Genomic DNA, 21,501 nt, shown 5'->3' on the forward strand with positions numbered 1-21,501 from the left:
GCCACCGTTGACGTTTTTCGCGCTTGCAAAAAACGACCGCTTGCGGTGCGGAGATGGGGGGCCGTCAATTGCTTAACTACTGCCTCTTGACCAAGCTAGAAAAGGGTGGGAGCGAGCGAGCTTGCGAGCGCCGGCCCACCAACCAAAGGCGTCAGGCGCCAGGTTTCAGGCGTCAGGGCCACTTGCCTGACGCTTGGCTCCTGAACACGGTGGGCCGGCGCTCGCAAGCTCGCTAGTCCCACCCTACACTCCTCTAGCCGATCCATCGACGACTGGCAGAGCACTACTCTTTCTGCGGATCTTCTTTCTGCGGAGGACCGCCGGGCAGCTTGTGCTCCTTGATCAACTCGCCGAACGTCTTGCCGTCGGGCGACTTTTCCTCTTCCACCTTGCCCAAGGCTTCGGCGATCTTGGCTTTCTGTTTTTCGTTCTTCATGACGACCTTGCTCAAGGCAATGCCGTAGGAGTTGCGGTTCTTCTTGCTCTTGCCAACGTGGCAAATGAAGCACTTCGTCTCCTCAATCAGGTTGGCGTAAGCCTCGTCGCCCGCACCATATTTCTCCTTGAACTCCTTCAAGTACGGTGCCCGTGCGCCGGCCTGCCTCGATAGCAACCCGCACGCCAGCCCGGCGAACAACACAATCAAAATGACCCTTCTCATGCAGAGATTCTCCCAGGAGTTTCAGTAATGGTTCCCCGCGCTGCCGCGGCTGCCACGGGTTCCAATAAAACCTGCGCCATCGGCACTGTCAAGACTACGGCGTACGGGGAAGCAGGTTCAAATCGACTCCGGCCGCCGCTGGATCGTCATCCGCGTCGCCGTCACTCTCGGCCTCGGCGGCGAAATCGGCCGGGATTGCGGTGTCCAGCGGGCGGCGCGACGCCAGGATCTGCCGGTCGAGCGGCCCGGCGCGGGTCCGCTGCTTTTCGTCGGGCCAAAGTTCCGTCCACTCGTCGTACGTTTTCAGCTCGCGGGCCGAGGCGGAACCTCGCGGGCCGATTTTCCAAAACGTGCGGAAACCACTGTAGACCGTGCTCACGGCCTCCCAATGAAACAGCGCCTGCAAATCGGCGGCGCCGGCATCGCTGACGTGTTCCACCAAAGCCGCCTCCGGCGCGTCGGAAATCACGACGGTCTCGTCCAGCCGCATCTCGACTTCGGGCATGGTGGGCGCGGCCTCGCTGGCCGCGATGCGACACAGCCCTTTGCGCACCAGGGCCGTCACACGATTGAGTGCCACGCGCACCCGCACGCCCTCCTGCGGCATCGAACCGCCCTCGCCCGCCACGAACAGCCGCTCGCTGATCGCCACCAGTCCGTTGACACAGGAAAAATCGACGGGCTTCAGGTCGCGGTCGACCAGCAAGTCGGCCTCGCCGCGGACCAGGCAGTTGTTGAGCACGACCTGGGCCGGCGGCAACGGGAGCATGGCCTTGGGCATCATAACCATCGGCTCGGCCCCGCCACCGCCGCCCATCGTGATGAACGCCACTTTGTCGTGATATGCGTCGCCGGAAGGCGTCGCGTTGCGAACGGTCAGCAGGCATTGTTCCAGCCGCAGGGCGTCGGCCTGATCGAGCGTGAACAGCGACCAGTTCTCCGACGGCGCGGCTTCCGAGAGGTCCAGCTCGATGGCGACTCCCGTCAGCTTCAGGCTTCCGCCCGATACGCCGAACATGCTGCGGTCGGTGGCAATCGGGTTCGTGTCGCCGGGTCGAAAGAGCACCACGGGACGCCGCGCGGCTCCCGCGCGAATCTCGATTCGCTGGTTGTGCAGCAGCAGGGGAAACTCGCGTCGAGCGCCGTCGTAACGCAGCTCGATCACGTCGTTGTTTTTCGCCGCCGCACATGCCTCTGCCAGGCTGCCGTAGTGACGCGGTCCTTTCAGACCGTCGCCCACCACGAGAAGCCCGTCGGGCAACGGCTCCGCTGGCGCGGCCTCGTCGATCTTGGCGGGCGACGGCACGGTGGTCTGCTGCGCCGTCGTCGCGTCGGACTTGTCTGCGACAACCGCGGACGGCGGAACCGGCTCCGGGCGGACCGGCGATAACTTGGCATCGGAAACCGACGTGCCACCCGGCATCGGCGGAGCAGATGCCGTGCGTTGATCGTTCGACCGTTCTTCGACGGCGGCGGCGGTCATCGGTTGCTCGACCGAGGGATCTGTCCTACCGAGGCGGCGAGATTGGCCAGCGGACGACGACGCGCGAGCGTCCCGGACATCGAGATCCTCTTTGTCGTCTTCATCGACGGCCTTTGAGCTGGCCGCGGCGCTTTGCCGCGAGCGAATCAGGTCCGCGACCGCGGCCGCGTCGCCGGGCGAGTCGAGTCCGGGGAGGGGATGTCCGGCCAGGATCACTGCCGCGAACAAGAGCGAGACCGGAATGATCCACGGCAGGTGGCGTGTCAGCGACGCAGAGAAGGCGCGGGTCTCGCTGGGAATCACCCAGTCGGGCCGCTCGGTCCCGCGGAGCGGGCAGCCGATCTGGTCGGCCAGAAGCAGCAGATCGGCCACCAAATCGCTGGGAGCCTGATAGCGGCGCAAGGGATCTTTGGCCAACATTTTGCCCACCAAGGCCGACACGCCCGCCGGCAGCGAGGGGTCGAATTCACGCGGGTCGGGCGGAGCGTCGCTGTTGTGCTGCAAGAGTTTTTGCAGCACGGTGCCGTCGGGAAACGGCGGCCGGCCCGTCAGCATGTAGTACAGCGTACAGCCCAGCGAATAGATGTCGCTGCGCACGTCGGCGCTGCGCGGGTCGCGGGCCTGCTCCGGCGAGATGTAATCGAACGTGCCCAGGGTGACGCCGCTGGCCGTCAAGTCTTGTCCGTCGGGCTGCACCTGGTGCAAGCGCGCCAAGCCCATATCGACCAGCTTGGCACGGCTGCCGCCGGTAATGATGATGTTCGAGGGCTTGATGTCGCGATGCACCACCTCGCGGCTGGAGGCATGGGCCAAGGCGTAGGCGATTTGCAGCGTGTAACTCAGGGCCTCCGGCAAGGGCAGCGTCTGCTTCTGCTCGACCAGATCCCGCAGGTTCACCCCCTCGATGAACTCGAAGACGATATAGTTCAGACCGCGGTCTTCGCCGACGTAGTACACGCGGGCGATGTTTTCGTGATCGAGCCGGGCGGCCGACTGGGCCTCGTTCTGAAAGCGGCGGCGGGTGTCTTCCTCGGCGCCCTGGTCGCGCGAAAGCACCTTGAGAGCCACCTCGCGATTGAGCATCGTGTCGAGCGCCTTGAAGACGGCGCCCATGCCGCCGCCGCCGACGTAATGCAAAAGCTGGAAGTGGTTCAAACGCTCGCCGGCGAGTTGCTTGGCCAGCTCGTGAGGTCCCGTCGGCCGCGGAACGCCGCTGCCGTTGGCCGGAGGACGCTGCGTAATCACGGTGGCTTGATCGGGGTCGCAGGCCAAGTCGCCCGGCAGCGTGGCGCCGCTCCGGTCGACACCGTCGCCGGCTGCCGCCGCCAAGGGAATTCGCTGACTGGAACTTGCGCTGTTCATCCGATTCGCCGGTTAAGCTATTTTTGCGCCCCCTCCGCGGCTTCGCCCCCCGGACCTGGTCGCCGCGGTTGATGTGAACGCTCCGCGACCGGCCGACATGCCCCCAGACGAACGTCTGTTGGTGAAAATGGATGTGGCTGCCGCCGCCGACAACCCCACTTATCGTATTTGCCGCCTTGAATGAGGTCAACCGCGCGGCGGCGGATGTCCTACCAAGTGCTCTGTCAGTCGTTCCTTCGATGAATCCGAAGCGGCCGCGGTGGCTGGGGCAGAGCTTGGCCAGGACGGGCCTGGTTTGAGGACACGCTCTGCGGCCAAGCTCTGCCCCGGTTTGACGCACCGGGCATCGCTTGGCCGCAGAGCGTGTCCTGGAGGTCGCGTCGGTAGCGGCCAAGCTCTGCCCAGCCAGCGCCGCCACCGCCTGCCATCCATCAATCGACGACTGACAGCGCGATTGGCCGTCACCCTTGCCGTAAACGACACTAGGAGTGCCATCGTCGCGGTTTGCCCCGGTAAAGCCGCTCTTTTCGCGCAACGTCCACACGGGACACTTTGGCGAAAGCAAAAAGAGGCGTCTGCCTGCTTTTTGTGCATCCGGCCTCTGCGCGACGAACGGGCAGGGCTGCCAAGAAAATAGGCAGGTCAGTGCTATCGCCGTAAGTGCCAGCAGTGTAATGCTATCGGTCGCGCGCTTGACTCGAGCGAAGAATTAGGCCGACCTGCTAGCTGATTTTCAGCGGGACCAAATTCAAACCCAAGCGAAGGGAGTCGACCATGGCTCGAAGAGGCCGAGCGTCAATGGAGGAAAAAGCGGCGGAAGTTTATCAGGCGGCCGAAGAGATCCTTGCCTCCAAGCCCGACTGGATCGCCTTCTTCAAGAAGGTGCTGGGAATGGAAGGCGTCATATGGAAGGTATTCCCCCACAAGGAACAACGGGCAGCATTCGAGAGGACGGATGAATATGCGGCCATTCAGCAGATGATCGCCATGCTGCGGAAGATGGAAGACGACGAAGACCGTCCGAAGGAACTGACGAAGGTGATTACGGTCCGGCTGCCGGAATGCCTGCACATCGCTCTGCGCGCCGAGGCGACGGGCATGGAGACGAGCGTCAACAAGCTTTGCATATCGAAGCTCCTGCAAGTCATCGACGACGATCTCGTGCCCCAGGATAAAGTCGGGATGTTGCGCGGCGGCGCGGCGGCCAAGGCGGCGGTGAACGGCCGACCGATGCGTGCTCGGCCACGGATTCGCATCGAGTCGGAGGCGAGGCCGGAGTGACGATCGGCGGGCCTTTAACCAGGCGACTTTGCCGGGCGGCTGAGCGACTGGGCGGCGTGCGAATGGTGTACGCCGTCGGCGGCGGCTATAATCGCTGAAGAGAAGACAATGCCGCTGCGCGACCATTTTCACCCGCCGATATCCAAACGCTCTTCGTGGGAAGGCTTCCACGGCGGATGGCCGATGCGAATCGTCGAAGAGCTAGCGCCCAGACTGCCGGACGGCTTCGTCGCGGAACCGCGCGTCCATCTGGGAAGCTATTATGAAATCGACGTGACTGCCTTTGAGCAAGATGGCGAGCGTGGCGGCTTTGATTCCGCGCCGATTGCGAGTGGCAGCGTCGCAACTTCAATCGAAGCCTGCCCGGCGCCGACGCTCACGATCGATGCCGACTTCCCCGAACAATATGCCTACGAAGTCCTGATCTTCGACGTCCAGCGCGAGCGCCGCCTGGTGGCGGCTGTCGAGATCGTCAGCCCGGCGAATAAAGACCGGCCCGAGAGTCGGCAGTTGTTTGTCGCCAAATGTTTCAATTTGCTGCGCCAAGACGTGTGCGTGTCGATCGTCGATCCGATCACGATCCGCCAATTCAATTTGTACTCGGAGCTACTGGCACTACTCGGGCACTCAGACCTGGGCACCAATCATCCTCCCTCGATCTACGCAGCAACATGCCGAAAAAGAGCGGGAACCTGGCAGGCAAAGGTCGATAGCTGGTTCCAGCCTCTGGCGATCGGGGAGCCGCTTCCGTCGCTTCCCGTGTGGTTGTCTGAAACACAGTTCGTGTCTCTCGACCTGGAGGCGAGCTATGAGGAGACCTGCAGGGTATTGCGGATCCGCTGAATTCACTCACCGTCGAGATCTCCACTCGATGATGAAGGCGAAGCCGAGAAATCCAAAAAATCCAAAGAAGCCGGAGAAGCCAAACAGCCGGTGGCAGCCGGGAATAAACCCCAAGGCGCCAAGGAAACCGAGGAAGCCGAGAGCGGCCAGCCGGGCGAGCTTCGAAGCGAGTTTTGACTCGAAGCCGCCAATACCCGTAAGGTCACGATTCGGTCGCACGATAACCCTCCTTCGTTGATAGTGCTGCTGCGAAGCCGACGGCAAGTAGCCACGCCGTCATTTTCTTACCGGCTCCAGGCTGTCGATCAACTCGTGCAGCTCTTCGTCGCCGAGCCGGCCGTTGATCGCCAAAGCCGGGTGCGTGCCGTCGGGCGTCGTCAGCAGGTAACCGGTGCGGTCCTTCGCGGGCGGGTCGCGCAGCACGGCACGGGCGCTTTGCAGCAGGATTTCGGCGGCCTGCTCGTCGTGTGCGCCGGAGTAGACCTTCACGCCGCCAGGCGACGTGTAGACCAGCTTGCCCGCCGCGACCAGCGGACCGAGTTTCTCGTTGAACGTGTGGGCCTGCACGAACACCACGTGCCGGCCGTCCTGGGCACGATACGTCGCGGCGAACATTCGGTGCGGCGGACTGACAATATCGAGGATGTCCATGATCTGCCGCTCCTTGGCCCAACTTGGGGCGTGGCTGAATACGTAGACCGGGAAGTCGGCGCGCTCGGCCATTTGTTCGACGGTGACGTTGGGCTTGACCAGGTCGGCCAGCACGCCGAGCCCCGCTGGCGTTGGGCCCTGTTTGGCGGCGGACTTCAGCTTGGCCAGGTCCCAGCCGGCCGACGGCTCGCCCGTCTCGTCCGACTTCGCTCGCCGCACGACGAGCAGCGACTCCTTTCGAACGACGAACTCGAACGATTCGATCGTGTGATCGTCGTCGCGGATGACGACGCGATAGAAAGCGTCAACTTGCTTGTCGGCCTGGCCAATGGGGCCAAAGCCCAGCTTGACGACGCGGGCAGACGAGCCGTCGCCGAGTGTCGTGCGGCCGGCGTCGCTGACCAGGTCGCGGCGATCTTTCCGATCGAGCACACTCGTCAGCCCGGCCGCAATCCCCAGGAATTCAGCCGGGCTTTTGGGCGGCCGAAACTCGTCGCTGACGGCGGCGCGTTCGACGCGAAGTCCGCCTTGGTCGTCGGTCGAAAGCGTGTAGATCGCCTGCCCGTCGAACGAATGGGCGAACAGCGGCCGGCCATCGACCGTCAATACACGGGCAAAACGGCCGGTCGGCGGATCGTACCAGGCGGCATCGCGGACGGTGTAGCTTTCGCCCGGCTTGGCCGCCAGCTTGAGTTGACTAGACTGCGGTTTGCCGTCCGGTCCAAGCGACACAAGCGGAATCCACCGAATGGCGGCCAGCTCGGCGTCGGAGACCGGCTTGACGACGATTTCGTTGACCAACTGGACGAGGTGGTCATCGGCGAAGAAGCGGGCCTCAGCCGCCGCCGCTTGCGACAGCAGGCTGAACGCAGCCAGTCCGGGGCCCGGCGACTGCGTATGGCGCGACAGGCTGACGGCGAGCAGGACCACTGCCGCCGCCGCGAGGACCAGCGCCGCGCGGACGCCAACCCGACGCGCAAGCGAGGACAGGTCTCCCGGCGCGCCGGGACTCCTCGCTGGCGCTTCGGGTTTGTAGGGGCCGACGAATAGTCCGGGCCCGGCTGGCTTCTTGGGCAACGCTTCGGCTTCGGGAAACGCGCTCACGACGCGTTGCTTCAGGCCCGCAGAGGCCCGGACGCGGTGCGATGGTGCGATCGCTTCCAGCACATCCCGGGCCCGTGCCTGCTGCCAGGCGCAGGATGGGCATTGGGCGGAATGTTCGGACGCTTCGGGGCGATCGAGCACTTCGGGACCTTCGATCAGCAATTCGTCGAGAACCTGGTTGAATTCGCGGCAGTTCATGGCATCACTCTCGTTTCTCGCCGATCGCGCCGCGCAGCTTGGCAAAGGCATATCGCAGACGCGAGCAAACGGTGTTAATGGAGCACTCGGTAAGTTCGGCAATCTCGTTGAGACTCAACTCGTCGAAAACCCGCAGTCGGACCACCTCGGCCTGTTCGGCGGGCAATTGCCGCAACAGCGATTCGATGCGGCGCAGCTCTTCGGTCGCTTGGGCCATTTCAGGCGGACCCTTTGCGGCGCTGAGCAACTCGTCGACGTCGACTCCTTCGCAAAACAGCGCCGCCCGGTTGCGGCGGCGCAGGAAGTCGATGCAGGCGTTGCCGACGGCGCGATACAGATACGGACCGATCGCTGAGACGGGACGCGTCCGCGTACCGTCGAACGCCCTGGCAAAAACCTCTTGCACGATGTCTTCAGCGTCGTGCAGACTGCCGGTCTGGCGAAAGGCATGTCGGACCAGGCGGTCGGCGTAGGTTTCGACGAGTTCTGCGAACTCGGAGCGCGACCGCGGCCAGGCACTGCCTGTATCGCTCGACGTTGCTGGCGGTTTCATGGGCAAGACCGGTCCGTAGCTCGGCGGACGTGGCGAAATCGTGGGCAAGGGCGGTTGCATGTTCGGCCTCCTATCCGTTAAGACGAATTGGGCGACGTTTTTCGTCTAAGTGTAAACCACCGTGTCACCTGCTTGCGAACCAACTGCCGGCGAATCATCGAAGTTGAGGTGGGTGTGCGACGTCGATGGGCGGCTTCGCGTTCGCTGGGGCCGCGTCGCGGCATTCATGGCGGCGGTGTTCGCGATCAATCTGTTGGGCGCGGCGGCCGTGAACCAGTTCACCGAGATGCCCATCAACGCCTTCGGCTTATTCGCGCCGTTCTGCGGGGTCGCCGCCTTCCTGGTGCTGGCGGTCGAGCTCGAACGTCAACGGCTGCGAAGCGGCCAGTGGCGGTTTCGATTTAGCCTCGGCGCGATTTTGTGGTGGACGGCAATTGCGTCCGCGTTCTTTGCGCTGGCGATGAGCGGCTTTCGAGAAAACCAGCGCGGGTTTGCTGTAAATCAGCAGCTCAGGACCGAGTTGGAGGCGGTCGTCAACGGCGGCACCATCACGATCAGCATGCCTTGCGGCCGCAACATCACTTGCGAGGTGACTCGGGCCAGCTTCTCCGACGACGACCTGGCCAGAATCATCGATCTGGCATCGCAAGGCGGCACGCGCCCTTGCGAGTTGTCTTTCTTGTTCCTCGCAAGGACAAGCATTACCGATGCCGGCGTTTGCCGGCTTGCCGCGTGTGAAAAGCTCGTGTTCGTTGAGCTCCCGGTGATCGACCTCAGCGACGAGGCCCTGGAGTCGCTTGGCAAATGCCGGCGCCTGGAAGTGCTTGTGCTCGACGAGCGGCGGCTGAGCGGCGAGCAACTCGCTCGCCTGCGCACCGCCTTGCCCCGCGTCAAGCTCAATGGCAAGACGTGGGCCCAACGCGATCGTTCACCGTAGGTGGATGCCGCGAGGTGATAAACTAATGAGTCCTTCGATCGCAAAATCGGTAGTTCTCATGGCGAGCGCGGCGATGATCGCAATTCGAGCGCCGCACGTGAGGCGAAGTCAGATGGTTCCGGTTGCCAAGAGCCACCGTGACGCTCTTGAGCTGGTTCTGCTGACGATCGCCTGGGTCGCGTTTTTCATTCCCTTGATCTGGATCCTGAGCCCAGCCTTTGCCTTTGCGGATTATTCGCTCCGACCGGTTCCGCTGGCCGTTGGCAGCTTGTTGCTCTTGTTCGGGCTTTGGCTCTTTCACCGCTCTCATACCGACCTGGGAACGAATTGGTCGATCACGTTGGAGCTGCGCGACCGGCACGAGCTCGTGACTCAAGGCGTTTATCGGTGGCCGCGACACCCGATGTATCTCGCCTTGCTCCTCTACTCGCTGGGCCAGGCGCTGGCCCTTCCCAATTGACTGCATCCCTGAAAAGACTTTGGCTTGAAGCATTCCGGTCAGGATACTACCACCAGAACTCGGTCCGGATAAACCGCAGCACGTAGTCCAGCCCAATTTCACCGATGGGTTTCTTGCCGCAATAGATGCGGGCGTGGCCGGTCATGTCGGGCTTGAGATTCGTCGATTTGTTCAACAACCGGCTGTAAACCACCACCGTGCTTTGATGGTCGCCGCTCTCGGCCGCCGGCGCAATCCGCTCGACCTTGGCCTCGAACGTTTCATAGGGAAGCGCGCGGGCCTTCAATTCCACGCACTGTCCAGGCTTGACCTTGGAGATGCGGTCTTCCGGAACCGTGATCTCGACTTCAAGCGATGAGGCTTCCTGAATCTCGCACACCAGGTCGCCCTGCTGAATGTACTCGCCGACGCGGTCTTTCAAATGCGGCGAGGCGATGACCCCGTCCACTCGACTGTAAAGCGGCAGCTTTTTCTGCTGCTCCTCCAGAAAGGCCAGTTCCTCCTTTTGCCGGGCCAGCGAGGCTTCGGCCGCTTCGATCTCCTCTTGCCGCGATCCGGCTTCGAGCAGGGTCAAGGCCGCCTTGGCTTCTTCCAGTTCTTTTTCGCGCCGGGCCAACTCTTTCTCGGCCTCCAGCGTGCCGACACTCTCCAAGGCCGCTTTCTCGCTGCGGGCCTGGGCAAGCTGGGCCTTGGCGACCTCGTAATTCGTCCGTGCTTCGTGGAACTGCTGTTCTGTTACGACCCGCTTCCGGTACAGCCCTTTCCAGCGAATGGTGGTTTCAAGGGCCTGCTGGAGCGACGCCTGGGCCTCGACGATCTTCTGGCCGAGCCGCTCCAAGTTCTCCTCGAAAGATTCGCGGCTCCGCTCCAGATCGGCCCTGGCCAAGTCACGCCACTCGGTCGTCCGCTCCACGCGCTCGCGGGCGTCGTCGATCTCCTCCTGCCGCGTGCCGACCTGCAGCAGCTTCAACTGGGCTTCGGTCTCTCGCACTTCGGCCTGTTTGCCGGCAGTCTTGCTCTCCAAGTCGGGCACTTCGAGCAGGGCCACCCGCTCACCGGCCGAGACATGGTCTCCTTCGTCGCCTGCCACTTCTTTCACGAACGCGGCCAGCGGCGCCCGCACCTGCAGGCGCGTGGCGGGCCGCACTTCAAAATCGCCGGTGGCCCGTTGCTCGATCTTCACCAGGCCCAGCACCGCCGAAAGGCCGGTCAGCGAAGCGCCCCAGAACAAGCTGCGAAGCGGTCGTGCGCGCACCATTTGTGTGGCTTCTCCCTGATTGAGACCCTGAAACATGACCCGGCCCGCGGCCAGCGCCAGCGGCGCCAGCACGATCACCGCGCCCCAATGCCCGATGTAGCCGTCGATCTGCCGTCCCATCGCCCACAACACGCCCGACAACATGACCAGCGACGCGCACCAACAGTGTACGCCGTAGACCAGCAATGTTTTTTCGCGTGTGTCGGGCTGGGGACGGGCCGCGCCCCACAACAGCCACCGTAGCCGCGCGGCCACGCGATCGAGTGCCCGTTGCCGCAGGTTCGCAATGTCGAGAATGTCGCTCAACAGGTAATAGCCGTCGAGCTTGACGAAGGGCATGAAATTGAAGAGCACGCGCACGCCCGAAACAGAAACGACGGTCCAGGCCAGGTAATTGATGAGGGTGTCTTCGAGCGTCAGCCGCCAGACGAAGACGGCCAGTGCCCAAAGAACCAACTCGAAGTAACCGCCGGCAAAGGTAATGGCCAGCCGCTTCCCTTTCTGCGGCAGGAGCCAGGCGTCGGACACATTGCAGAAAAACGAGGGCATAAAAAAGATCAACAGGAAACCGACTTCGTGTACCTCCCCGCCGAAGTGCTTGCACGTCAGGCCGTGGGCGCTTTCGTGCAGCGCGGTCACCGCGAGCAGCGCCAGGCCGCCCAGCACCAGTGTTTGCCAGCGAAGGTTTTCGGCCAGGTCGCTGACGAATTGGTCTCGATTGAGCCACAAGTCGATCGCAGCGGTCACGATCAGCACGGCGGAGAGGACCAAAAAGGCGCGCGTCCAGAAGAACCGCACGTGCGGCTCAACCGCCGTAAAGAAGCGATCGGGATCGAACAGCGTTTTTCGCCAGGCCAGCAGGTTTTGGCCGGCCGGCCGCGGCTTGACTGGCGCCGGCGAGAGCGGCGGTGGAACTTTTTTATCCAGCGGGGATGGCTCGACGGCCGGCGCGTCCGGGAAGGTCTCCAACAACCCGCGTGCAGCCGCCAATTGCAAGAACCCGTCGATGTCTTCGTCGGTCAGCTCTTCATTGAATTCTTGGCGGAATTTCTGGCCCAGCGAGGCCCGGCCGTTGCGGCCGTCGAGCAACTCCAGCAACAGGCGTTCGCGCGGGCCAAGGCGAAAATAAGTTTGCCGCCGCGGGTCTTTGACGACGAATTTGCCGTCGCTGCCCAACGGACTGAAGACGAAGTCGCGTCGACTGCAGGGCAAGGAATCGGTCCGGATCATAATGAGTGCCTTCTCTGTGTGGCCGCCAGCGATTGCACTCTGCGTGCCAAGAGAAAGCCAAGTTGGGACAGAGCAAGCTTGCGGTTCGCCGGCCCGCCGGCGACGCGGTTGCTTACCCCTCGCGGAACTCGGCGAAGTTCCGCAAGATTCGCAGGCCATCGGCCTGGCTCTTTTCGGGGTGAAACTGCGTGGCAAACACGTTGTCGCGCCACACCATCGAAGGGAACGCCGCGCCGTAACGGGTTTCGGCCGCAACGATCTCGCGGTCGCGTGGCACGACGTAAAACGAGTGTACAAAGTAGACGTGGGCGCCGCTGGCGAGACCGGCCAGGACCGGAGCGGGGCGGACAATCTCGAGTTGGTTCCACCCCATGTGCGGCACCTTGTATTCGTGAGGCAAGTCGAACCGCGCCACTTCACCGGCAAGCACGCCAAGGCCCTCGTGTCGGCCCCCCTCGTGCCCTACGTCGAACAAGAGCTGCAGTCCCAGGCAAATGCCCAAGAACGGCTTCCCTGCGGCGATCGCCTGCTTCACCGGTTCGACGAGCTCACGGCGTCGAAGCTCGTGCATCGCATCGCCAAACGCTCCCACGCCCGGCAACACCACCTTGGACGCCGCGCGAATCGCGTCCGGATCGCTGGTGATCGTGGCGGCATGCCCGACGTGCTCAAACCCTTTTTGCACGCTGCGCAGGTTTCCCATGCCGTAGTCGACAATCGCGATCATTCCACACCTGAGTTCGTTCTGCGTTCGGTCTATCAACAGCTTAAAGTGTGGAATCGCGGCTCGGCAAGTCGGTTGGCGGAGCGGACGAGCCGATACAGACGTAACCGCGCCGGCGCAGCACCAATGACCAATTCGCAATTTGCAATTTGCAATTTGAAATCTTCGCGGCCGCACCGGCAACCGCGCCTCTCACGACCATTTCAAATTGCGAATTGCGAATTGCAAATTGCAAATTTACCTGCCGCCGAGGCGCTCCGGGTAGATGACCAGCTCGACGCGGCGGTTGCGCTCTTGGCCGGCCGGCGTGGCGTTGGAGACGATCGGGTGATTGGCGCCGTGCCCGACAACGAAGAGCTGCTTCGAGGTCAATCGCGTGCGGCCGGCAAGATAGTCGTAGACCGCCATGGCGCGGCCGACGGAGAGCACATGGTTGCTCGACCAACGGCTGTTGTTGACCGGCGCGCTGTCGGTGTGGCCTTCGATGCCCACGAGATGGTCGGGATACTGCTGGGCGAGGGCGGCTGCGACGGCGTCGAGCAGAGCCGGAGCATCCGGTCCAAGCTGGGCGCCCCCCGGTTGAAACAGGCGATCGGCCGGCAACTCCACGCGGATTACGTCGCCGTCGATGCGTGACGGAACGCCGGGAAAGTCGAACGGGGCCAGAGAACTGGCCTGGCTGCTGTTGGCGGAGATGCTGGCGCCGATTCGTCGCTTGGCAGACGCAGCCAGCATTTCGGCTTTTTTCTCGACCTCGCCCGAAGATTCCTTCAGGGTCGCAAGCTGGGCCGTTGTGCCGGTGAGTTGCTCTCGGACCGCGACCAACTGATCCTCCAACACACGACGCTGCTGCAGCGACTGCGCCAGGAGTTGCCCCTGCTCCTGGTTATCCTGGTCGAGCGTCGTCATGCGGGTTTGCAGCTCCTGATACCGCTGGCTGAGCGCCAGGTGGTCTTGTTGCAGCCCCTCCAACTTCCCTTGCAGCACGTAGGGGTTCTGCGCGCAGCCGGCCGCCAGCAGGCAAAGCGAAACGCACAGCCAGTACCCGCGGGGGCGGGGGCGCATGGCGGCTCCCAAAGTGAAAAATGTGCTTGCCGCCGGAGGGCGGACATGACGGGCGCAGGTCAAGCGGCGGGCCTGACCTACGGGAAGGCGAGGATAGTAACCACGCCAGGTGTACGTCGCAAGGTCAATCCGCCGCCCCGGCTGTGCGAGCGGAGGGCGAAACCACGCCGTCCGCGATGCCTACGGCTTCGTCTCAAACAGGACAGACCTGTCATCGTTTTGACGACGGGCCGAACTGCTCGATGGTACTTGGGAATCGAAGGGAAGCAGAAATGAGCCGCGAATCGCCGCTGTTTTTTGCGGCTTTGGTGATATGGCATGCGGCTTGCCTTGAAATGATGGCGAAGTACACGAGAGGAGTACACTGAAGGGTCGGCACGGCCCGACCTCTCGATGGAGGGAAGGAGTTGGGTCATGAAACGGTTTTTGCTGCCACTTGCACTGCTTGCTATGCTCGCCTTCAGCGCCACGCCGGCGCTGGCACACCACGGCGGTTTTGGCGGCTTCGGCGGCTTCGGCGGCTACGGACATCACCACGGCGGCTTCGGCTATGGAGGCTTTGGAGGGTATCGAGGCTTCGGCGGTGGTTCTTATTATCGCGGCGGCTTTGGCGGCTTCGGGGGCTACCCCGGCTATGGCTACGGTTACGGCTTCCCCGGCTATGGTTATGGATACGGCTACCCCGGCCTCTACGGCCCCGGTTACGGCTACTACGGCTACGGCGCCCCGATGATCGGCGGCTATTACAACGGTCTGGGCTTCGGAATCGGCGGCGGGTTCTAGTGCAGTCGTCGGCCGAGCGAGCACTACTTGTTTGGGCGACGGGCGGTCCGCGGGCTGGCCTCCACGCCATGAGGCGTCCGCAAATCGAGCACCTGTGGTCCGCGGCTGCCTTCCAGCGTATTGTGCTCGGCGTGATAACGACGGAGCCGTGAGAGCTTGTCCGTCGCGGCGGCTTGGCCTTCGGGCTTCGCCGTGGGCGCCGCGCCCCACGCGATCCGCGTACCCGCCTGGGTGAAGAGGTCGAATTCGATTTGGCCCGCGCTGGCTGACGGATCGCTTGCGACCGCCAAATGGTGCAGCCCAAGCTCATCCCAGGAGTCGATGAGCAGTGCCGCCAAGGCCGCGGCCGCCACGACGCGGGCATCGGTCCACCGCGTGCCCGCCGGAGGCGGCATGGCAGCACCGAATTCGCTCAGGCGGGGATACCGCCGCGCCTCCAACGGCGAGAAGTCGGCTGTCGGCAATTGCACTCCCTCGGCGTCCAGCGGCAACAGTCCGCCCGTTACTTGCACCATCAGCACCGGCCGACGGTAGACGAGGGTCACTTCGACGCCCGCCGGCGGCCGTTTCAAGACCCGTTCGACCTTGGCCACCCACGGATGGGCCGCGAACGCCTCATAAAACCGTTCGCCGAGATCCTCGTCGAGAACCGAAAGAGGCCCTGCCTGGTTAAGATCGCGGACCACTTCGCTTTTCACGTCGCTACGAATCCATTTGGGCGGCGGCGTGACCGTGACGTTCTCGGCCGTAATGACATACTGCGGCAAGGCCAACACCTGCGGGCGCACCGACCGCCAAACAGCGTAGGCCCCGCTGCCAATCGCCACCAGCAGCAAGCTCGCCGCAATCAGCCATGCTCGTGGGTTCTTGCTCTTCGCAACGGCCGGCGTGGGGAGCGGCTTTGGGGCGGGTTCTTCGCGACGTTTCATGGCCTAACCTCCGTGCTAGGGTTCGGGGTTCAGGGTTCGGGGTTCGGGGTTCGGGGTTCGGGGTTCAGGGTTCAGGGTTCAGGGTTCAGGGTTCAGGGTTCAGGGTTCAGGGTTCAGATGCGGGATGAGGGATGAGGGACTGGCGCATGGCGCTATGAATGGAATCCGAATTCCCAAGACCCAAGACCAAAGTCCAAAGTCCAAAGTCCCGAACCCTGAACCCTGAACCCTGAACCCTTTCGTCACCAAATCTCGATTTCGGTCTCCAGCTCCACGCCCAAACGATCGGCCACCCGGCTGCGGACCAGCTCGATCAACCGCAATACGTCCTGCGCCGTAGCGCCCGGCTCGGTGACGATAAAGTTCGCGTGACGGTCGCTCACTTCCGCCGCGCCCACGCGCGTGCCCTTGAGCCCGGCCTGGTCGATGAGCATGCCGGCGCTCATGCCGCGCGGGTTCTTGAAGATGCAGCCGGCATGCTGGTGCCCTAACGGTTGCGCGGCTTTCTTGGCGATCCATTGGGTCTGCATCCGCTTGGTGAGCTGTTCCGGGTCGTCGGTTTCCAGCTCGAACTCGGCGGACAGGATCACCAGCTCGTCGAGGCTGCTCTGCCGGTAGGCAAACACCAACTCTTCGCGTTGTCGCTCGATGATTTCGCCGCCGCGCGTCATGACGGTCGCTCGTTTAGTCCACTGACCCACGTCGCCGCCGCGGCTGCCCGCATTGCCGTGCAATGCCCCGCCGATGGTGCCCGGAATGCCGACCAGCGCTTCCAAGCCGGCCAGTCCTTCGCCTACGGCCGTCGAGATGACGTGGCCCAACTTGGCGCCGCCGCCAGCGGTGACTCGGCAGCCGCGGACCGCGATTTGTGCAAATCCGGGATGCGACAGGCAGACCACCACGCCGGGCAGGCCTTCGTCTCGCACCAGCACATTCGACCCGCCCCCGAGCAAGCGCACGGGGATTTCTTCCTGACGGCAGCGCTGCACAAGCTGCGCCAACTCGTCGATGTCGCGCGGCTCGGCGAAATATTGCGCCGGGCCACCCAGCATCAACCAGGTGTGCGGCGCGAGCGGTTCATCCAGCCGCAAAATCGGTTCGAATTCGTCTTGCAGTGCCATGAGAAACTTCCCAACGTCGCCGCTCCCTTCGCAACCCATCGTGCGGCTGAAAGATACACTATATCCGTCAGCGGGGAAACCTCTGGATTGCTTCGCGACCGCGGTCGCTGTAAAGTCGGGAAAGTGGCGAGACCCTTGAACGACAGGCACGGAATGCGTCCTGCGCAGCTTTATAAACTGGCTGTTTTCATTTCGGCGTGGCTGGCGACCGCTGCCGCCCTGGCTGATTTCGTCGAGTTGGAGCGGGCATGTCCGCCACGCGACCGTTGATTGTTATTCCGGGCGACGACCCGATGCAGCTTCAAGGCTCGCCCCAGCTTGCGCGGCTCGACGCCTACGGCGAGGTCGTGCTCTACCGCGACCGGCCGATCGACGATGCCGAAAAGATCCGCCGGGCACGCGACGCCACTTGTCTCATCAACTCGCGCAGCTCCGTCACCTGGCCCGCCGGCGTGCTGCGGCAGTTGCCTCGGCTGAAGATCTTCGCCGTGTGCGGCATCGGCACCGACGCCATCGACCTCGAAGTCGCCCGTGAACTGGGGATCGATGTTCGCAACCTGCCCGGACGCACGGCGGGCATCGTGGCCGAGCACGCGCTGGGCCTGCTGTTGGCCATCGCCAAGCGGGCCTGGTTTCAGACCAACGAGTTGAAGCAGGGACGTTGGTCGGCGATGCAAAATACCTATCTCCGCGGAACGATGCTGGGACTGATCGGAGCGGGGCCGATTGCGGCTGAATTGGCCCGGCTGGCGCAGGCCATTGGCATGCAAGTGCAGGCATGGACTTTCCATCCCACACCCGAACGTGCCCGCGAGCTGGGAGTGCGGTTCGTGGAATTCGACGAGCTACTCGCCAGTTCGGACTGTGTGAGCCTGCACGTCAAACTGACCGACCAGACGCGCGGCCTGATCGGCCGCCGCGAGTTCACGCTCATGAAGCCGGGCGCGCTGTTCGTCAACACGGCCCGCGGCGCGATCGTCGACACGCCGGCGTTGGTGGAGGCGCTCAACAAGGGCCACTTGGCGGGGGCCGGCATCGATGTCTTCGACGAAGAGCCGCTGCGGGCCGATCACCCGCTGCTTGGCTGCCAGCAAGTCGTGCTCACGCCGCACAACGCCGACCAGACTCCCGAAGGCATGGAGCTGCTCAATTCGGGCGTGGTGGAGAACGTGGTCGCCTTCTTCGAAGGCCGCGAGCAGAACCGGGTGGTGTGAGGAGAGCGACCTTCGCATGTCTTGAGCGCGACGGACGGATGCCCTACCATGTTCTTGGTCGTCGTCGGCTCTTTCGACCGCTGTTCAATTGAGGAACCCACCGATGCTCACCATTTACGGCGATGGGGCGAAATACTGCGATGGACTGACGCGGCGCAGCTTCTTGAAGATCGGCGGCCTGGCCATGGGCGGCCTGTCGCTGGCGGAGATCCTGCGGACCGAAGCCCACGCCGGCCGACCGAATTCGCACAAGGCCGTGATCATGGTGTTCCTCTCCGGCGGACCGCCGCATCAGGATCTCGTCGATCTCAAACCGCTGGCGCCGGTCGAAATCCGCGGCGAGTTCAACCCCATCGCCAGCAACGTGCCAGGCATCGAAATCTGCGAGCTGCTGCCCCGCATGGCGTCGATGATGGACAAGTTCGTCGTCATCCGGTCGATGATCGGCGCGGAAGGGGCGCACTCCGCGTTTCAGTGCATGACGGCCCGAAAGCACAATCCACAACCGCCCGGCGGCTGGCCCTCGCTCGGTTCGTGCGTCTCGAAGCTCTGTGGGCCGACGCGGCCGTCCGTTCCACCCTTCGTCGGCCTGTCGCCGAAGATGATCACCATGCCCTGGGCCGACCCTGGGCAGCCGGGCTATCTGGGTATCGCCCACGCGCCGTTTCGTCCGACCGCCGACGGGCAACAGGACATGGTGCTCAACGGCGTCACTCTCGACCGGCTGCACGACCGGCAGACGCTGTTGGGCAGCTTCGACCGCTTCCGCCGCGCGGCCGACACCGCCGGCGCGATGCAAGGACTCGACGCCTTCAACCAGCAGGCGATGGGCATTCTCACTTCCAGCAAGCTGGCCGAAGCCCTCGACCTGGATCGCGAAGACCCGCGCGTGCGCGATCGCTACGGTTACGGCTCGCCCAAGCCGGCCGGCTATGGCGACGCCGGGCCGCTCCTGAACACCTATTTTCTCACCGCGCGGCGGCTGGTGGAGGCCGGCGTGCGCTGCGTCACCTTGGCGTATGGCCGCTGGGACTGGCACGGCCGGCCGCACGGTACAACGTTCGAGAATGCCCGCGACCACATGCCGATGCTCGACCAGGGCGTCTCGGCGCTGGTGGAAGACCTGCACGAGCGGGGCCTCGACCGCGACGTATCGGTCGTCGTGTGGGGCGAGTTCGGCCGCACGCCGAAGATCAATCCGCAAGGCGGACGCGATCACTGGCCGCCGGTGAGTTGCGCGCTGTTGGCCGGCGGCGGGATGCGCACCGGCCAGGTCATCGGTTCCACAAACCGGTTGGGCGAATATGCCAAAGACCGCCCGGTGACGTTCCAGGAAGTGTTCGCCACGCTCTATCACAATCTGGGCATCGACGTGAACACCGCCACCATGCCCGACCTTTCGGGACGGCCGCAGTATCTGGTCGATCACGCGGAGCCGCTGCGGGAGGTATGCTAGAATAGTGGCTGAACCGCAACGAGGAGGCGAAGAACATGAGCCTTTTGGTCTTAAACGAGATTGTCGCGGGCCGCGCGCCGCCGGCCATTTGCTTCAGCGTCGCTGAATTCCACAAAATGCTCGCCGACGGTATTCTCATTGACGGCCAGCCGCTTGAATTGATTGACGGCATCATCCTTCAGAAGGACCGGGCGGCCGCAGGTGAAGCTCCGATGACACACGGCAAGCGGCACGCAATCGCGATCGAAGAAATTGACGACCTGTTGGCGGCTCACGCCGGCAATTCAGGTTGCAGCGTTCGGGCTCAGTTGCCCGTGACGCTGTCGGACGTGAGCGAACCGGAACCCGACCTGGCGCTGGTCATGGGCAAAATCAGAGATTACCTCGATCACCATCCTGGTTCCAGCGAGGCGCTGTTAGTCATCGAAGTGGCCGACAGTTCGTTGCACTACGATCGCACCATCAAGCAAGGGCTCTATGCGGCTGCTGAAATACGTGAGTATTGGATCGTCAACCTGATCGACGACCAGATCGAGGTCCATCGAACGCCGATTGTCGATGAAAGACGCTACGCACAGCGGTGCGTGTTTGGGCTCGGCGAAGTTGTGCCACTGCCACTGCCAGGCAACGTCTCGGTAGAACTGCGCGTCGACGAGCTGGTCCCGCCACGGCCGTAACATCGGCCGCACGGCTCTTCCGCCCATCGTCGGCCCGTCGCCGAAGATGATCGCTCACAGGTGCGTTTTCGCTATGCGGTTCTGCCCAGATCCGCCTCGCGCTTCGGCAGCTCGACCTCGATGCGCGTGCCGGCGCCAGGCGCACTGTCGATCGTGGCCTGGCCGCCTAGCAGCCGGGCACGCTCGCGGATGCCCTGTAATCCAAATTGACGCGCCCGCACGTCGGCGGGGTTGAAACCGACGCCGTCGTCGCGGATGGAGAGCCGCACGGAGTTTTCCTCTTCCACCAGTTCGACGCGGGCGCGCGTGGCGCGACTGTGCCTGCGCACGTTGGTCAAGGCTTCTTGGCAGATGCGGAACAGGGCGCTTTCGATCGGCGGCGGAAGCCGCTCGGTGCGAACGTCGTGAACCAGCTCGATGGAACACTCGCCGGTTTGCTCGCCGACCAGGTATTCGACGGCCGCCACGATGCCCGACTCGTCGAGAACCGGCGGCCGCAGCCCGCCGATCAGTCGGCGGGCCTCGGTCAGGGCGTCGCGAAGCAATTGCCGAGAGACATCGAGGTTCTCGCGCGCCAGGTCGGCCGGAACGGCCGCGGCGAACGAATCGAGGCGCATCAGCGCGGCGGTGACGTACTGCACCAGCCCGTCGTGGATTTCATAGGCCACCAGCTTGCGGTCGCTCTCGCTCATCGAAAGCAGGTGCTGCAGAAATTCGCGTTCGCGCTCGCTGTCCGCCAGCCGCCGCTCGAGCTCCGAAGATGGCTGTATTTCTCCCATTTCGGGGGATTATAACATTTGCTTCGGTAGGGGCCTCTGGCTTTCGGTCCACATGGCATTGACAAATAGTGGATACCGATGTACATATATGCTAGCAGTGGAGTGCCAGCACTATGTCGTCTTTTTCCATCCATCGTCGCGCCCTGGTGAGCGAATTGCAAGAGAAGCTGCGCCGCTGGGAAGAGGCCAGGCGGCCCGCCGGCGCGGCGCGCACTTCCACCGGCTGCGATCAGCTTGACCGGCTTTTTCCCGACGGGGGCGTGGCCCGCGGCACGTTGGTCGAGTGGCTGGCCGAAGGCGAAGGCGGCGGGGCGATGTGGCTGGCCCTGATGGCCGCACGCCAGGCCTGCCAAGAGCACGGCCCGCTGGTGGTGATCGACGGCCGAGGAACATTTTATCCACCGGCGGCGGTCATGGCGGGCATCGATCCGCAACGGCTGATTGTGGTGCGCGTGACCTTGGCCCGCGATGAAAGCTGGGCCCTCGATCAGGCGCTGCGATCGGGCGGGGCCGGCGCCGTCTTGTGCCTGACCGACCGCTTGAGCCAGCGCGGCGCGCGGCGGCTGCAGTTGGCTGCCGAGGCCGGCGGAGGCGTGGGGTTCTTGGTCCGCCCGGCCTCGGTCCGCGGCGAACCGTGCTGGGCCGAAGTGCGGTTGCTGGTCGAACCGTGCCTGGGCACCGGCGTCCGAAAAGGGGACGGGCACCTTTTGCCGGAACGGCCCGAAGGGTGCT

The 21,501-nt window shown here is 63.7% G+C and carries 20 protein-coding genes; 9 read left to right on the plus strand and 11 right to left on the minus strand.

Going from position 1 to position 21,501, the window contains the following annotated elements; genetic code table 11:
- Nucleotides 1-283: 283 nt before the first annotated feature.
- Nucleotides 284-661: a hypothetical protein gene (locus VNH11_26240; protein ID HVA49894.1), complete on the minus strand. Its 378-nt coding sequence runs from the start codon at nt 659-661 to the stop codon at nt 284-286.
- 94 nt (nt 662-755) lie between these two features.
- Nucleotides 756-3,506 carry a serine/threonine-protein kinase gene (locus VNH11_26245; protein ID HVA49895.1) on the minus strand — a complete coding sequence of 917 codons (2,751 nt, stop codon included), beginning with the start codon at nt 3,504-3,506 and terminating at the stop codon, nt 756-758.
- Nucleotides 3,507-4,280: 774 nt separating this feature from the next.
- Here VNH11_26245 and VNH11_26250 point away from each other — a divergent pair.
- Entirely contained in the window at nt 4,281-4,787 is a 507-nt protein-coding gene (locus tag VNH11_26250; protein ID HVA49896.1) for a hypothetical protein, read from the plus strand.
- Between the two features lie 108 nt (nt 4,788-4,895).
- Nucleotides 4,896-5,630 carry a DUF4058 family protein gene (locus VNH11_26255; GenBank protein ID HVA49897.1) on the plus strand — a complete coding sequence of 245 codons (735 nt, stop codon included), beginning with the start codon at nt 4,896-4,898 and terminating at the stop codon, nt 5,628-5,630.
- 6 nt (nt 5,631-5,636) lie between these two features.
- Here VNH11_26255 and VNH11_26260 read toward each other — a convergent pair whose 3' ends face one another.
- The 3 genes from VNH11_26260 to VNH11_26270 are packed head-to-tail and all read right to left on the minus strand — an operon-like array spanning nt 5,637 to nt 8,196.
- Nucleotides 5,637-5,849 carry a hypothetical protein gene (locus tag VNH11_26260; GenBank protein ID HVA49898.1) on the minus strand — a complete coding sequence of 71 codons (213 nt, stop codon included), beginning with the start codon at nt 5,847-5,849 and terminating at the stop codon, nt 5,637-5,639.
- A gap of 57 nt (nt 5,850-5,906) precedes the next feature.
- A complete protein-coding gene (locus tag VNH11_26265; protein ID HVA49899.1) occupies nt 5,907-7,583 on the minus strand; it encodes a hypothetical protein in 1,677 nt (558 codons plus the stop codon).
- A 4-nt stretch (nt 7,584-7,587) separates the two neighbouring features.
- Nucleotides 7,588-8,196, minus strand: coding sequence for an RNA polymerase sigma factor (locus VNH11_26270; protein HVA49900.1), 609 nt, complete (start codon nt 8,194-8,196; stop codon nt 7,588-7,590).
- 61 nt (nt 8,197-8,257) lie between these two features.
- Here VNH11_26270 and VNH11_26275 point away from each other — a divergent pair, with 61 nt between their 5' ends.
- Together VNH11_26275 and VNH11_26280 are read left to right on the plus strand one after the other, a co-directional pair.
- Nucleotides 8,258-9,073 carry a hypothetical protein gene (locus VNH11_26275; protein ID HVA49901.1) on the plus strand — a complete coding sequence of 272 codons (816 nt, stop codon included), beginning with the start codon at nt 8,258-8,260 and terminating at the stop codon, nt 9,071-9,073.
- 73 nt (nt 9,074-9,146) lie between these two features.
- The gene (locus VNH11_26280; protein ID HVA49902.1) at nt 9,147-9,533 is read left to right on the plus strand and encodes a methyltransferase; all 387 of its coding nucleotides are present in this window, start codon (nt 9,147-9,149) and stop codon (nt 9,531-9,533) included.
- A 46-nt stretch (nt 9,534-9,579) separates the two neighbouring features.
- Here the strand turns inward: VNH11_26280 and VNH11_26285 are convergent, their stop codons facing one another.
- The 3 genes from VNH11_26285 to VNH11_26295 all read right to left on the minus strand — a co-directional run bounded on the left by VNH11_26285 (nt 9,580) and on the right by VNH11_26295 (nt 13,810).
- Nucleotides 9,580-12,003: an efflux RND transporter periplasmic adaptor subunit gene (locus VNH11_26285; GenBank protein ID HVA49903.1), complete on the minus strand. Its 2,424-nt coding sequence runs from the start codon at nt 12,001-12,003 to the stop codon at nt 9,580-9,582.
- 130 nt (nt 12,004-12,133) lie between these two features.
- On the minus strand, nt 12,134-12,748 hold the full coding sequence (gene hisH, locus VNH11_26290; protein ID HVA49904.1) for an imidazole glycerol phosphate synthase subunit HisH: 615 nt from the start codon (nt 12,746-12,748) through the stop codon (nt 12,134-12,136).
- A gap of 234 nt (nt 12,749-12,982) precedes the next feature.
- On the minus strand, nt 12,983-13,810 hold the full coding sequence (locus VNH11_26295; GenBank protein ID HVA49905.1) for an OmpA family protein: 828 nt from the start codon (nt 13,808-13,810) through the stop codon (nt 12,983-12,985).
- A 414-nt stretch (nt 13,811-14,224) separates the two neighbouring features.
- Here VNH11_26295 and VNH11_26300 point away from each other — a divergent pair, with 414 nt between their 5' ends.
- Nucleotides 14,225-14,593: a hypothetical protein gene (locus VNH11_26300; GenBank protein ID HVA49906.1), complete on the plus strand. Its 369-nt coding sequence runs from the start codon at nt 14,225-14,227 to the stop codon at nt 14,591-14,593.
- A 23-nt stretch (nt 14,594-14,616) separates the two neighbouring features.
- On the opposite strand, the gene VNH11_26305 is transcribed toward VNH11_26300, so the two are convergent.
- Both VNH11_26305 and murB read right to left on the minus strand, forming a co-directional pair.
- Nucleotides 14,617-15,522 carry a hypothetical protein gene (locus VNH11_26305; protein ID HVA49907.1) on the minus strand — a complete coding sequence of 302 codons (906 nt, stop codon included), beginning with the start codon at nt 15,520-15,522 and terminating at the stop codon, nt 14,617-14,619.
- A 242-nt stretch (nt 15,523-15,764) separates the two neighbouring features.
- Nucleotides 15,765-16,643 (minus strand): UDP-N-acetylmuramate dehydrogenase, encoded by an 879-nt coding sequence (murB, locus tag VNH11_26310; protein HVA49908.1) that lies wholly within the window; start codon nt 16,641-16,643, stop codon nt 15,765-15,767.
- Between the two features lie 248 nt (nt 16,644-16,891).
- On the opposite strand from murB, the gene VNH11_26315 reads away from it, so the two are divergent.
- The 3 genes from VNH11_26315 to VNH11_26325 all read left to right on the plus strand — a co-directional run bounded on the left by VNH11_26315 (nt 16,892) and on the right by VNH11_26325 (nt 19,990).
- Complete coding sequence (locus tag VNH11_26315) at nt 16,892-17,857, plus strand: NAD(P)-dependent oxidoreductase (protein ID HVA49909.1); 966 nt, start codon at nt 16,892-16,894, stop codon at nt 17,855-17,857.
- Nucleotides 17,858-17,960: 103 nt separating this feature from the next.
- Complete coding sequence (locus tag VNH11_26320) at nt 17,961-19,313, plus strand: DUF1501 domain-containing protein (protein HVA49910.1); 1,353 nt, start codon at nt 17,961-17,963, stop codon at nt 19,311-19,313.
- Between the two features lie 35 nt (nt 19,314-19,348).
- Nucleotides 19,349-19,990: a Uma2 family endonuclease gene (locus VNH11_26325; GenBank protein ID HVA49911.1), complete on the plus strand. Its 642-nt coding sequence runs from the start codon at nt 19,349-19,351 to the stop codon at nt 19,988-19,990.
- 71 nt (nt 19,991-20,061) lie between these two features.
- Here the strand turns inward: VNH11_26325 and VNH11_26330 are convergent, their stop codons facing one another.
- Entirely contained in the window at nt 20,062-20,769 is a 708-nt protein-coding gene (locus VNH11_26330; protein ID HVA49912.1) for a sensor histidine kinase, read from the minus strand.
- 113 nt (nt 20,770-20,882) lie between these two features.
- On the opposite strand from VNH11_26330, the gene VNH11_26335 reads away from it, so the two are divergent.
- The coding region (locus VNH11_26335; protein ID HVA49913.1) for a hypothetical protein at nt 20,883-21,501 on the plus strand (619 nt) is incomplete at its 3' end.

This window comes from Pirellulales bacterium (genome assembly GCA_035533075.1).
Classification (GTDB): domain Bacteria; phylum Planctomycetota; class Planctomycetia; order Pirellulales; family JAICIG01; genus DASSFG01.